This window comes from Antarcticibacterium arcticum, from assembly GCF_007993795.1.
In the GTDB taxonomy this organism is placed as follows: domain Bacteria; phylum Bacteroidota; class Bacteroidia; order Flavobacteriales; family Flavobacteriaceae; genus Gillisia; species Gillisia arctica.
This window is the reverse complement of sequence record NZ_CP042476.1, coordinates 689,451-703,484: the sequence shown is the minus strand read 5'-3', so window position 1 is coordinate 703,484 and position 14,034 is coordinate 689,451. Positions and strand designations below refer to the sequence as shown.

The 14,034-nt window shown below is 43.0% G+C and carries 5 protein-coding genes, 2 tRNA genes and 4 rRNA genes; 2 read left to right on the top strand and 9 right to left on the bottom strand.

The window, feature by feature from the left end:
* Positions 1–119 precede the first annotated feature (119 nt).
* From rrf (FK178_RS15970) to FK178_RS02955, 7 genes are all read right to left on the bottom strand, one after another.
* Positions 120–223, bottom strand: a 5S ribosomal RNA gene (gene rrf / locus FK178_RS15970).
* A 125-nt stretch (positions 224–348) separates the two neighbouring features.
* Positions 349–458 (bottom strand): 5S ribosomal RNA (gene rrf, locus FK178_RS02980).
* Positions 459–653: 195 nt separating this feature from the next.
* A 23S ribosomal RNA gene (locus FK178_RS02975) occupies positions 654–3,492 on the bottom strand.
* Positions 3,493–3,711: 219 nt separating this feature from the next.
* Positions 3,712–3,785: transfer RNA gene (locus FK178_RS02970), tRNA-Ala, on the bottom strand.
* Positions 3,786–3,958: 173 nt separating this feature from the next.
* A tRNA-Ile gene (locus FK178_RS02965) sits at positions 3,959–4,032 on the bottom strand.
* A gap of 191 nt (positions 4,033–4,223) precedes the next feature.
* A 16S ribosomal RNA gene (locus FK178_RS02960) occupies positions 4,224–5,748 on the bottom strand.
* The 16S, 23S and 5S rRNA genes sit together here with 2 tRNA genes alongside, the layout of an rRNA operon.
* A 690-nt stretch (positions 5,749–6,438) precedes the next feature.
* Positions 6,439–7,158, bottom strand: a complete 720-nt coding sequence (locus FK178_RS02955) for a DUF4294 domain-containing protein (protein ID WP_146830849.1) — start codon at positions 7,156–7,158, stop codon at positions 6,439–6,441.
* Positions 7,159–7,262: 104 nt separating this feature from the next.
* Between FK178_RS02955 and FK178_RS02950 the strand changes: the two genes are divergently transcribed.
* Both FK178_RS02950 and FK178_RS02945 read left to right on the top strand, forming a co-directional pair.
* Positions 7,263–8,351 (top strand): M42 family metallopeptidase, encoded by a 1,089-nt coding sequence (locus FK178_RS02950; protein WP_146830847.1) that lies wholly within the window; start codon positions 7,263–7,265, stop codon positions 8,349–8,351.
* Between the two features lie 134 nt (positions 8,352–8,485).
* Positions 8,486–9,562, top strand: a complete 1,077-nt coding sequence (locus FK178_RS02945; protein ID WP_146830845.1) for a DNA topoisomerase IB — start codon at positions 8,486–8,488, stop codon at positions 9,560–9,562.
* A 96-nt stretch (positions 9,563–9,658) separates the two neighbouring features.
* Here FK178_RS02945 and FK178_RS02940 read toward each other — a convergent pair whose 3' ends face one another.
* Both FK178_RS02940 and FK178_RS02935 read right to left on the bottom strand, forming a co-directional pair.
* Positions 9,659–11,227: an SGNH/GDSL hydrolase family protein gene (locus FK178_RS02940; RefSeq protein WP_146830843.1), complete on the bottom strand. Its 1,569-nt coding sequence runs from the start codon at positions 11,225–11,227 to the stop codon at positions 9,659–9,661.
* A gap of 44 nt (positions 11,228–11,271) precedes the next feature.
* Positions 11,272–14,031: a TonB-dependent receptor gene (locus FK178_RS02935; RefSeq protein WP_146830841.1), complete on the bottom strand. Its 2,760-nt coding sequence runs from the start codon at positions 14,029–14,031 to the stop codon at positions 11,272–11,274.
* Positions 14,032–14,034: the final 3 nt, after the last annotated feature.

The window sequence follows — 14,034 nt, the reverse complement described above, 5'->3', positions numbered from 1 at the left end:
CAGCAGGAATACAAATGCGTGCTATCTGCATTTATTTTAGCTCTGGCGCAGATTTGAAATCCGGGTCTAACATTATTAAACAAAAAAGACCTTTACTTTTCAGTAAAGGTCTTTCAAAAACAAGGCGACGACATACTCTCCCACAATACAGCAGTACCATCTGCGCTAACGGGCTTAACTTCTCTGTTCGGAATGGGAAGACCCGCCCGAACGTACCGTTTCGGTACGGGCGGGGGTGAGCCTTTACAATTTCTACCAACAAAAAAAGCACGAATCTTTCGATACGTGCTTTTGAAAAAAGTATAAAACAAAAAAAGACCTTTACTTTTCAGTAAAGGTCTTTCAAAAACAAGGCGACGACATACTCTCCCACAATACAGCAGTACCATCTGCGCTAACGGGCTTAACTTCTCTGTTCGGAATGGGAAGAGGTGAGCCCCGTTGCTATAGCCACCTTAAATTATTAGTGAGTAGTGATTGGTGAGTAGTGATTAGTTTAAAACTATTCACTATTTACTATTTACTATTCACTTCACGCCTTAGCGTGATAATAAGATTAACATATAAGGAAATAAACAATAGAAAAGAATAACGAAGTAATTAAAATGCGTTTTAGGTAGGTTTTCCTGTCCCGACCTTACGGCCGGGACGGGTGCACTAAGCTTTACGGATTATTAGTACCACTCGGCTATGACATTACTGCCTTTACACCTATGGCCTATCAACGTGGTAGTCTTCCACGATCCTTTAAAGAAATCTCATCTTGTGGTGGGTTTCGCGCTTATATGCTTTCAGCGCTTATCCCTTCCCGACGTAGCTACCCAGCAATGCTCCTGGCGGAACAACTGGTGCACCAGAGGTCAGTCCAACTCGGTCCTCTCGTACTAGAGTCAGATCCACTCAAATTTCTAACGCCCACTGTAGATAGAGACCGAACTGTCTCACGACGTTCTGAACCCAGCTCGCGTGCCACTTTAATGGGCGAACAGCCCAACCCTTGGGACCTTCTCCAGCCCCAGGATGTGACGAGCCGACATCGAGGTGCCAAACCCCCCGTCGATGTGAGCTCTTGGGGGAGATCAGCCTGTTATCCCCGGCGTACCTTTTATCCTTTGAGCGATGGCCCTTCCATACGGAACCACCGGATCACTATGCTCTACTTTCGTACCTGATCGACCTGTATGTCTCTCAGTCAAGCTCCCTTTTGCCATTGCACTCTACGCACGGTTACCAAGCGTGCTGAGGGAACCTTTAGAAGCCTCCGTTACTCTTTTGGAGGCGACCACCCCAGTCAAACTACCCACCAAGCATTGTCCCCCATTTTCAGGGGTTAGGCTTCAAACAAGTAAAGGGTGGTATTTCAACAATGACTCCACAACGCCTGGCGACGCCGCTTCAAAGTCTCCCACCTATCCTACACATCACTTGTCCAAAGTCAATACTAAGCTATAGTAAAGGTGCACGGGGTCTTTTCGTCCCACAGCGGGTAATCGGCATCTTCACCGATACTACAATTTCACCGAGCTCATGGCTGAGACAGTGTCCAGATCGTTGCACCATTCGTGCAGGTCGGAACTTACCCGACAAGGAATTTCGCTACCTTAGGACCGTTATAGTTACGGCCGCCGTTTACTGGGGCTTCAATTCAATGCTTCGCCGAAGCTAACATCTCCTCTTAACCTTCCAGCACCGGGCAGGTGTCAGGCCCTATACATCATCTTTCGATTTAGCAGAGCCCTGTGTTTTTGATAAACAGTCGCCTGGACCTCTTCACTGCGGCCCATCCGAAGATGGGCGACCCTTCTCCCGAAGTTACGGGTCTATTTTGCCTAGTTCCTTAGCCATGAATCTCTCGAGCACCTTAGAATTCTCATCCCAACTACCTGTGTCGGTTTGCGGTACGGGCTGCCACCACTCGCTTTTCTTGGAAGTCGATTTGCTAGATTATCACGCCAGCCGAAGCCTTTGTGTACTATCAGAGTGTTACCACATCCTTCAACGTACTATTCCGTCAGTACGCACTAACTTTTCGCCTCCGTCACTTTTATCGCGGGGCAGGTACAGAAATATTAATCTGTTGTCCATCGACTAACCCTTTCGGGGTCGCCTTAGGTCCCGACTAACCCTCAGCTGATTAGCATAGCTGAGGAAACCTTAGTCTTTCGGTGTGCGGGTTTCTCGCCCGCATTATCGTTACTTATGCCTACATTTTCTTTTGTAATTAGTCCAGCAAGCCTTACAGCTCACCTTCAACCCCATTACAATGCTCCCCTACCACTCCATATCTAAATATGAAATCCATAGCTTCGGTAGTATATTTATGCCCGATTATTATCCATGCCGAACCGCTCGACTAGTGAGCTGTTACGCACTCTTTAAATGAATGGCTGCTTCCAAGCCAACATCCTAGCTGTCTGGGCAGTTCAACCGCGTTTTTTCAACTTAATATACATTTGGGGACCTTAGCTGATGGTCTGGGTTCTTTCCCTCTCGGACATGGACCTTAGCACCCATGCCCTCACTGATAATAAACATTTTATAGCATTCGGAGTTTGTCAGGAATTGGTAGGCGGTGAAGCCCCCGCATCCAATCAGTAGCTCTACCTCTATAAAACTATAATTATCGCTGCACCTAAATGCATTTCGGGGAGTACGAGCTATTTCCGAGTTTGATTGGCCTTTCACCCCTACCCTCAGGTCATCCCAAGACTTTTCAACGTCAACGGGTTCGGTCCTCCACTATGTGTTACCACAGCTTCAACCTGCCCAAGGGTAGATCACACGGTTTCGCGTCTACCACTACCAACTATAGCGCCCTATTAAGACTCGCTTTCGCTACGGCTCCACATCTTAAATGCTTAACCTTGCTGGCAACGGTAACTCGTAGGCTCATTATGCAAAAGGCACGCCGTCACCCCACTAAAGGGCTCCGACCGCTTGTAAGCGTATGGTTTCAGGATCTATTTCACTCCGTTATTCACGGTTCTTTTCACCTTTCCCTCACGGTACTGGTTCACTATCGGTCTCTCAGGAGTATTTAGCCTTAGCGGATGGTCCCGCTTAATTCATACAGGGTTTCTCGTGCCCCGCACTACTCAGGATACTGCTATGGTTTATGATCTTTACTTATACGGGACTATCACCCTCTATGGTCACTCTTTCCAAAGTGTTCTAATTCATTACACAACCAATATCGCAGTCCTATAACCCCTGCATTGCCGTAACAATACAGGTTTGGGCTAATGCGCGTTCGCTCGCCACTACTTGCGCAATCACTGTTGTTTTCTTCTCCTCCGGGTACTTAGATGTTTCAGTTCCCCGGGTTCGCCTTCCTTACGGAATACTATATCTTCAATATAGTGGGTTGCCCCATTCGGATATCTGCGGATCAAACTGTATGTGCCAGTCCCCGCAGCTTTTCGCAGCTTATCACGTCCTTCTTCGCCTCTGAGAGCCTAGGCATTCCCCATACGCCCTTATTTAGCTTATGTGCTTTTACCTAATTTGCTCTGACACTAAAAACAGCCGTGCAGCTTGTTCTTAGTATCAATTTTAATTATTTCATATCCCTTGCAGTTGCCCGCAAAGAACGTATTCTCTCGTATTCTTTATTTCCCAATATGTCAATGAACGTTTTACAATTAGCAATTAACAGTTACCAATTAACAATTTTCATTGTTTATTGATCATTGTTTATTGATCATTGTCTTGTGGAGAATATCGGAGTCGAACCGATGACCTCCTGCGTGCAAGGCAGGCGCTCTAGCCAGCTGAGCTAATCCCCCGTTTCAGTTGTCAGTTATCAGTTAACAGTTATCAGTTAATTGATGACCTTTATGTCAACCTGGGATTCCCAACTTCTAAAATTTCCTTTCAATACTTGTAATGAACGTACAGCAAAGACTTTTACCTCTTTAACTCTTTTCCTTTTTAACTTCGCAAGCGCTCGCTTGCGTCGTAGTCTCAGGCAGACTCGAACTGCCGACCTCTACATTATCAGTGTAGCGCTCTAACCAGCTGAGCTATGAGACTGCAAATAGTAGTGAGTAGTTAGTAGTGAGTAGTTAGATAAACCTCCCCATACTCAATTCCCAATACTCAGTACTCAATACTTTATAAAATAATATATCGAAATTGACAGCTAAATTAAGACCAAAAGAATCCTTTCAAGAAACCTTTGTTTGATAATTGCGCTTTGCCCTTTAATAAGGCAATAGCTCTAGAAAGGAGGTGTTCCAGCCGCACCTTCCGGTACGGCTACCTTGTTACGACTTAGCCCCAGTTACCAGTTTTACCCTAGGCGGCTCCTTGCGGTGACCGACTTCAGGTACCCCCAGCTTCCATGGCTTGACGGGCGGTGTGTACAAGGCCCGGGAACGTATTCACCGCATCATGGCTGATATGCGATTACTAGCGATTCCAGCTTCACGGAGTCGAGTTGCAGACTCCGATCCGAACTGAGATAGGGTTTGTAGATTCGCTCCTGGTCACCCAGTGGCTGCTCTCTGTCCCTACCATTGTAGCACGTGTGTGGCCCAGGACGTAAGGGCCGTGATGATTTGACGTCATCCCCACCTTCCTCACGGTTTGCACCGGCAGTCTGGTTAGAGTTCCCGACATTACTCGCTGGCAACTAACCACAGGGGTTGCGCTCGTTATAGGACTTAACCTGACACCTCACGGCACGAGCTGACGACAACCATGCAGCACCTTGTAATCTGTCCGAAGAAAAAAGTGTTTCCACTCCTGTCAGACTACATTTAAGCCCTGGTAAGGTTCCTCGCGTATCATCGAATTAAACCACATGCTCCACCGCTTGTGCGGGCCCCCGTCAATTCCTTTGAGTTTCATTCTTGCGAACGTACTCCCCAGGTGGGTTACTTATCACTTTCGCTTAGCCACTCAGCCTTACGGCCGAACAGCTAGTAACCATCGTTTACGGCGTAGACTACCAGGGTATCTAATCCTGTTCGCTACCTACGCTTTCGTCCATCAGCGTCAGTATTTTATTAGTGATCTGCCTTCGCAATCGGTATTCCATGTAATATCTAAGCATTTCACCGCTACACTACATATTCTAACCACTTCATAAACACTCAAGAACAACAGTATCAATGGCAATTCTATGGTTGAGCCACAGACTTTCACCGCTGACTTATTATCCCGCCTACGGACCCTTTAAACCCAATGATTCCGGATAACGCTTGGATCCTCCGTATTACCGCGGCTGCTGGCACGGAGTTAGCCGATCCTTATTCCTACAGTACCGTCAAGCTCCCTCACGAGGGAGTGTTTCTTCCTGTATAAAAGCAGTTTACAACCCATAGGGCCGTCTTCCTGCACGCGGCATGGCTGGATCAGGCTCTCGCCCATTGTCCAATATTCCTCACTGCTGCCTCCCGTAGGAGTCTGGTCCGTGTCTCAGTACCAGTGTGGGGGATCTCCCTCTCAGGACCCCTATCTATCGTAGCCATGGTAAGCCGTTACCTTACCATCTAGCTAATAGAACGCATACTCATCTTATAGCCATAAATGTTTAATCATAAAACAATGCTGTTCTATAATACTATGGGGTATTAATCCAAATTTCTCTGGGCTATCCCCCTCTATAAGGTAGATTGTATACGCGTTACGCACCCGTGCGCCGGTCGCCACCAGATTGCAAGCAATCTTGTGCTGCCCCTCGACTTGCATGTGTTAAGCCTGCCGCTAGCGTTCATCCTGAGCCAGGATCAAACTCTTCATCGTTAATCTTTAAATAAATTTACAATTACCAAGGGTTCTCTCTATCTTCTATATATTTACACATATAAAAGACACTCAAAATGACTTTTCTAGTCTTAATTTAATTTCTTTGCTTTACTACCTAAGTAGTAAAACGCGCTGTCAATTCAATATATCAAAGAACGTTGTGTCGCACCGCGACCCTAGTTAAAATAAAAGGACTCGAACCTCTTCTGCTTATCTGCCCACCCGGGATCTTATTTCAGTACCATTTAATGAACTTTCGCTCGTTTTGTAAGCGGCTGCAAATATACAACCCTTTTTCTTTACCAACCAAACTTTTTTTTAAAGTTTTTTAAGGAAATTTTCAGGGAAAGAACAACCACCAGTTCAAAACTAAGCGGCTGCAAATATACCATGCTTTTCCTTTATCAAACAAACTTTTTAAAGTTTTTTTAAGAGTGAGTTTTATAAGGAACACTCCCCCTAAAACACCTCACCAAACCAGCAACAATCAATGAACTCCCGCTTCTCAATAAACACAAGGCCATCTCCTAAGCGGCTGCAAATATACACCGCTTTTTTTCTTACAAACAAACTTTATTTCATGTTTTTTGAAATAAAAAATTAACTTTCGGTTAACATATTGAAGGAGGGGATTTTAGGAAAACAAATTTTAATTCAACTTTAATCTAAGAAACCCTTAATTCAGGATTATTGGGTTTGACGGGAAGTAACATCCCTGGAAAGCGGGGCAGGTTTGGCTTTTACTGTCCATTTATTCCTAAGTTCAAGAAAATTAAAATCAAGTGCACTGGGCTGCGGCTCTAAAACTTTGGCCTGAAAAGACCTTTGCAAAATATCCTCGATCAAAAAGTCCTCTTTATTGGCATGAGGCCTGTACTTTTCTTTAAGAGAAATATCAAAAATACTGGCTGTAGAGTTATACCAAAAGGCTCTCCACCCACTTTTCAATTCTTTAATTAGGTCAAAGGCTGTTACGCCTGTTTGCCGGTGAACCAGTTTTACCAGGATCTGGCCTTCAGTTTTCGTGAGTTTCTTAAGCTCAGCCGCAAATTGATCTTCGATATAATCCTGTACTATCTTGGTGTATTTCTTCTGGTCCCGTTTAGTCTTGATCTTGTCCAGCCTGGAGTTTAGCTCTACCAATCGCTCTGAAGCCAGTTTGGCATATGGATACACCTTTCTGGTCTTTCTCCTTAATATCAAATACTCCCTGCGGTCTTTTTCTGAAGCAAAACTTAGCTTTTTAAGGATCACTACCTCATCAAGATCAATAGTCTCTCTTACTATAGTATCTCCCAGAATTATAAAATACTCCTTCTGCAGGGTATCTTCCACCGGTTTTGTTTGGGCCGAAACTCCTGAAAAAATAACTATAAATAAAACTGTTATAAGTACCTTCAAAATTATTCAAATTATAATTCCAACATCCTAAACTAAAACCATTCCAAATTTACAATTATTGCTCTTGTCATCCATTTTATTCTTATTAAATTCGTCCAAAATAATTTACAATGAAGCAAATAGAGATCCTGGATCAAAAATCAATAGACTTTCTTGAAAAATACCTGAACAATGCCTCCCCTACCGGTTATGAATGGGAAGGCCAAAAGCTCTGGATGGATTACCTCAAGCCTTATGTAGATGAATTTATTACAGATACCTATGGAACTGCAGTGGGGGTTATTAATCCCAAAGCTAAATTTAAAGTTGTAATAGAAGGTCATGCCGATGAGATCTCGTGGTATGTAAATTATATTACAGATGATGGTCTTATATATGTGATTCGTAATGGCGGGAGTGACCACCAGATAGCAGCCTCCAAGCGGGTAAATATCCATACCAAAAATGGGATCGTAAAAGGTGTTTTTGGCTGGCCGGCAATCCATACCCGTAATAAGGAAAAGGAAGAAGCTCCAAAAATGGACAATATATGTATAGATGTGGGGTGCACCAATCGTGATGAAGTCCATGAACTTGGAGTGCACGTTGGGTGTGTGATCACATATCCGGATGAATTCTTTATTCTTAATCAAAATAAGTTTGTGGGACGCGCGCTGGATAACCGTATTGGCGGATTTATGATTTCCCAGGTTGCCAGACTTCTTAAGGAGAACAAAAAGAAACTTCCGTTTGGACTTTATATCACCAATTCCGTTCAGGAAGAGATAGGTTTACGGGGAGCGCAGATGATCACCCACCGTATTCAACCTAATGTGGCCATAGTGACAGATGTAACTCATGATACCACTACCCCAATGATTGAAAAGAAAACCAATGGGTATGCCAAAATAAGCAAGGGCCCGGTGATCTCCTATGCCCCCGCGGTACAGAATAAATTAAGGGAATTGCTTATAGATACTGCAGAGAAAAATGAAATCCCTTTCCAACGTGCGGCCTCCAGCAGTTTTACAGGAACAGATACTGATGCTTTTGCCTATAGCAATGGCGGGGTTGCTTCTGCCCTTATAAGCCTGCCTTTAAGGTATATGCATACTACAGTAGAAATGGTACATAAAGACGATGTGGAAAATGTGATTCGTCTTATCTATGAAAGTTTGCTGAATATTAAGGACGGCGAAACCTTCAGTTATTTCGATTAAACCTATATTCAAACTTATATTTTCAGAAACTCTTTTCCTGTTACCGGGAAAAGAGTTTTTTTTTTGGAAGAAATTTTCACTTTTTTTTATTAATCCTTTAATCCATTTAAATATATCTTTTCCAAAAAAATTGTATGACACTTTCTTCTGAAGATGTGAATACCATCCTTGACAATCCGCTGGATGCTATTCAAATGGCAAATCTTAAATATATTCAGGAAAGAGACCTTTCTATAGAACGAAAAAAAGCAGGAAGGGGATTTACTTATCTGGAAAAAGATGAAAAAGTAAAGGATGCCGAAATTCTAAAACGAATTAACAGTCTTGTGATACCCCCGGCGTGGAAAAATGTGAAGATCGCGAAATCTGGCAAAGGACATTTACAGGCGGTGGGTAGAGATGAAAAGAACCGAAAGCAATACATCTACCATCCCCTGTGGTCTAACCTGAGGAACCAGACAAAATTTTTTAAAATGTCCACCTTTGGAAAAAAGCTTCCAAAAATACGGCAAAGGGTGGAAGAAGACCTGGACCTGCCTGAAATGAATCAAAAGAAAGTGATGGCGCTCGTGATAAGATTAATGGAAGAAACACACATTCGTATTGGGAATGCTTATTACGCAAAGGAAAATAAAACTTACGGACTTTCCACCCTTCGTTCCCGGCACGTAAAGATCTCCAAAAACAATATGAAGTTTGAATTTGTAGGGAAAAAGGGAAAGGAACATTCAGTAACAATCAAAAACAAAAAACTTATAAAACTGGTAAACCAGTGTGAAGAGATCCCGGGTTGGCAACTGTTTAAATTCTTTGATGAGGCCGGCCAAAAACAAGCTCTGGACAGCGGGATGATCAACCAGTATATACAGGAAATAAGCGGCCAAAATTTTTCGGCCAAGGATTTCAGGACATGGAGTGCTTCCAAAATATTCTTTGAAACACTTTACGAATTAGGCTATACCGAAGAAGAAAAAGAAAACAAAAAAAATATACTTGCAGCATATGATGCCGCTGCGACCGGCCTGGGAAACACCCGTACCGTATGCAAACAATATTATGTTCACCCTGCTATTGTGGAAAACTATGAAAACGGGGAAATACAGCCGTTTTTTGAAAAGGTGAAGCCTACCGGAGAAAAGAACTATTCCTCCCTATCTGGATCTGAAAAAGTAATGCTGAAAATGATTGGGGATTATGAGATTAAAATTTAAGGTATTTTACCGTTCCTGAATTTGGAATAGAAGTATCTAAAAAGTAAAAATCCCATTCCTTTTGGGAATGGGATCTTTAACTATTATTTTATTAAATTACATTGATGCCGGATATAATGTGGTATATCCTGCAGCCTTCACCGCTGGTAAATTAGATCCAAATTTAGCATTAATAGCTTCAATAAATTTATTGGCTATATATGCATTCCCTCTGGCGGTGGGATGAATTCCATCAAGAGAAAAAGCACCTCCAAAAACCAGTTTTGCATTAAGAGAAAACTCATCAAAACCTACCCCTGTTGCCGCTACCTGGTTAAGAATAGAATTCACATCTACATGTGCCAGTTCATATTCATCTGCAACGTTTTTAATAATTTGGTTAAAAGCAGTTGTAGCAGCCAAAACTTCGGCTTGTTCAGCCGGGGTTAATACCCATTTATCTTCCAGCGGAAAAGTTATTCCATTTACAGATAACTGCCCTGCAGTAGCCTCTGGCACACCCAGGGCTGTAAGCATTGTAAAGGCTTCTGCATTAGGCTGTCCAATTATAGAAGAACTGGGAAGAACAAGAAGATCACTGGCAGTTGCCTGTCTGGCCTGCCCGTATAATTGACCGAAAATATATGCAGTTCCGGCATCTACCCCACCGGCACCTAACGCAGCTGTAATTTGAGCCGAAAGATCTGTAAGTGTTTCGTCCTTAATAACAACCGCGCTTGCAGCTGTACTAGAAAAAACTATAGATCGCTCGGGAACTCCCAAAGCGGTAAATACCTGGTTAAGGCCTCCAAATGTTTGATTTAAGGTAGGAATTAAAGGGCCAAAAGAAGGGTTTGCCGGACTTAAAGGGGCATGGGGTACTGTCGTGAAATATGGGATCTTCATCACATTGGGAATATTTGCAACTACTCCATCTGCGCCGGTAGATTTTAAACCCTGAACAATCATCGTATAAATATTCTTAAAGACCTGAGGATCAGTGATGTCATTACTTCCATAGGTTGCAGGATCTCCATTCCCTAATTGATTTATGCCTGCACCACCACTGGTGGCATAAGACAAGACATCGTTATTCCCAATCCATAATGAGAAAAATGTAGGGTCCTGGGCAATGGCATCGCCAAGCACAGAGGCGGTATTACTACTGGCAAACCGGGCGAAATATGGATTTGCCAGGCCTGTGGCCACTCCAGCCACATTTCCGTAACCCTGTGCCAATAAATGGAAACTCTTTGCTCCCGGAACAGCCAAATTATTAAAAGCGCCTGTTAAACGGGTTGAAACTTCGGTTGCCGGAGCGGCAGAAATCCTTACCGGACCACTACCATTGAAATAAAGCCTGGGCTCGGCAATTTTATTACCCCCAAGCAGTAGGCCTCCTTTATTATCTGGTACCAATGGCTGGATAAACTCGCCTCCCCCGGCCAACTCAAATTGCCCGGCAAGGATGTTGGGCATAGAATTGTTTTGACCGGCCCTGAAAAGTGCACCATCTGTATAACCAGATGAAAGGCTATTTCCAATTGCTACGTAGGTTGAAAAATCGGCAGACCCGGAGGTATATTCTACCTGTTCTACTATTACCTCATTATCATCATTTGAACTACAACCTATTACCACCCCTGCAAGGAGCAGCACGAACCATTTATATTTATTTAATTTCATTTTGCATATTTTTTTATTTTATAAAATATTAGAGTGACTATCTGTTATAGGTTATTAAAGATCAGGGAAACGTAATATTGTTGCCCTATCAAACCGGTACCATATGCGGTAAAATAATCTTTACCTCCTATATTGGTTGCACCAGCTTTGATCATAGATTTCCAGGATGGGATCTTGTAATTCACCTGAGCATCAACTACAGAGAATGAAGGTACCTGTCCGTCAGCAAAAGTTGCCTGCCAGAAATAAGAATCGCTCCAACGGTAATTAATATTGAATCCCAGGTTTTTATATACTTCGGTATTTCCAAAGGAAAGTTTTACCTTATGTTTTGGTGTATTGAAAGCAGTCCTGAAATCGGGAGCGGTAGACTGGTCAAAGTCCTGTTCAGCAAATGTATAATTCCCTTCAAGATCGTAGTTTCCAAAAACTTTGGAGCTTAAACCAATAGATGCACCAAATGATTTAACCTCTGCAGGGGAATTGGTATAGGTCTGGTATGCCCGGAAATCTCCTTGTTGTAGTGCAAGCAAGGAAAGTGAATTATCTCCTACGGTACCATATAAAGGAACCAGTACAGTTTCGTTTGAAATGAAATCCTGGTATTCATTATAGTATGCATTTAGATCTACAATAACCCTCCCTGCACGGCCGCGGTATCCTACTTCATAAGCTGTAACCTGTTCCGGTTTTACTATTTCAACATTAGCAGCTGCCGGTGCCCCGGACTGTACAGAATTAAGAGAGAATGCATTTTCATATGCAGCTCTTCCTGTAATTGTAGCTGTAGGGCTTCCTGTTACCGTGGCACCTGTTCCGCTTAAAGGAAAAGTTCTGCGGTCCCGGTCCAGGTTAGACTCGGCTGAACCCACAAGAATAGCGCGCCCTGCATCAAGACCTATAAAAAGATCCTGGGTGGTTGGGTATCTAAAACCTGTTTGAACCGAAGCTCTAAGGTTGTGGCTTCTGGATGCTCCGGCTGTATAAGCTGCTGAAATTCTGGGAGAAAAATTCCCCTCAAAAAGTTCAGATTTATCATAGCGTAAAGACCCTGTAAGTTTTAATCTTTCTTCCAGTAATTTCTTCTGGATCTGGGTGTATACTCCATATTCCTTATATGAAATAGGGCCATCAAAATCTGTAAAGATTGTTCCGAAGGAATTTAAACGGTATTCACGGAAAGAACCTCCCACCTGAATTTCGGCAATATCTTCGGTTAAATGAGTAAGGTTATAATTGGCATCTACGTGTCTTAATTGAGAGGCATCCTGAAATTGAGAACCTGTTGCAAGATCTGGATCTGTGGTTACCTGATCAAATGCATTCTGGAATTCCGGAGTTCCCGGCAGGTATCTTCCGGTATCGGCAGTTTGTCTTGCTATTGCATGAGCCTGGTCCGGGTTAAGCCCCCCAAGGGTTCCCTGGATAAATGCGCCTGCGTATTGTCCAAACCATTGCTGGTCAGATTTCCACATTCTGTTAATGTTAATAGCAGTAAATCTGGTATCATAGGAATCTCCCGCATCTTCATCTGTTATATATCCTCTCACAAAGAAGTTTGCATTTTGAACCTCGATCTTATGTTGCTGTAAAAAGAAATCTTTAATAGAATATCTGTTAGCACCCTGATAAATAGTGGTACCCAAACCTACTTTACCCACATAGCTCACTTCAAAATCATTGGCAAATGGTCGGTAATGTAAAGCAGCATCCAATTTTATACTCTCAGCATTATAATCGGTCAATGCAGTTTCAGCATAACCGGTACGGCTTACGCTGGAGTTAGGCAAAAGGTTTTCTGCCCCTGCAGGGATCAATCCTGCGGCAACCAGTGCCTGTCCTACCCCGCGAATGTTTGTTGACACCTCATCTCCATAAATATTCAAACCATCATAATTAGGATGAGACCTGTCTCTTCCTGGGTTTAAAACATCTTCTTCACTCACTGCCCACCAGTCTGTTCCTTTTAAATAGGAGAAGTTGGCTTTCGCAGCAAACTTATCTGAGAATTTATGGGCTACCCTTAATCCAAGATCATAAAATGCATTAGTTCCCGCTGCATCCTGTGAGGTTAATCCCTGCTTGTAATAGGCGCTTATTCCCGGAAAATCAAATGGATTCTTGCTGGTCATAAACAAAATCCCGTTAAACGCATTGGCCCCATAAAGTGCAGAGGATGCCCCGGGAAGTAATTCTATTGAGTGTACATCGAGCTCTGTCATACCCAACAGGTTACCCAATACAAAATTAAGTGCCGGTGAGGAATTGTCCATCCCATCTACCAATTGTACAAAACGGGTATTCGCAAAAGTGGCAAAACCACGGGTGTTGACTGACTGGAAAGTCAAACTGTTTGTATTTACATCTACACCTTTCAAGTTTTCAAGTCCCCCATAAAAGGAAGCTGCCGTGGTATTTTTTATTTGTGCTAGCCCGTATCTTTCTACAGTAACCGGGGATTCAAAGATCCTTTCAGGCGTCCGGGAAGCAGAAACTACTATCTCATCAAGAGAGGTTCCTTCTACCATTATAACATTCAACACCTGGTTATTTGTAGTAATCCTGAATGTTTGGGACTCAAAACCGACATTACTCACTTCAATATTGAAAGGAGGCGCCTGATCCACTGTTAAGGAAAATTTCCCGTCAAAATCTGTTATAGACCCTTGAGTGGTTCCTACAGCTATGATGTTTGCACCAGGAAGCGGTATATTATTGTTATCAACCACAGTTCCCGAGATAGTAGTTTGGGAAAATGTGGTAATAACACAGAAAAAGAATAGAATAGGTAGTAATGCTCTCATATA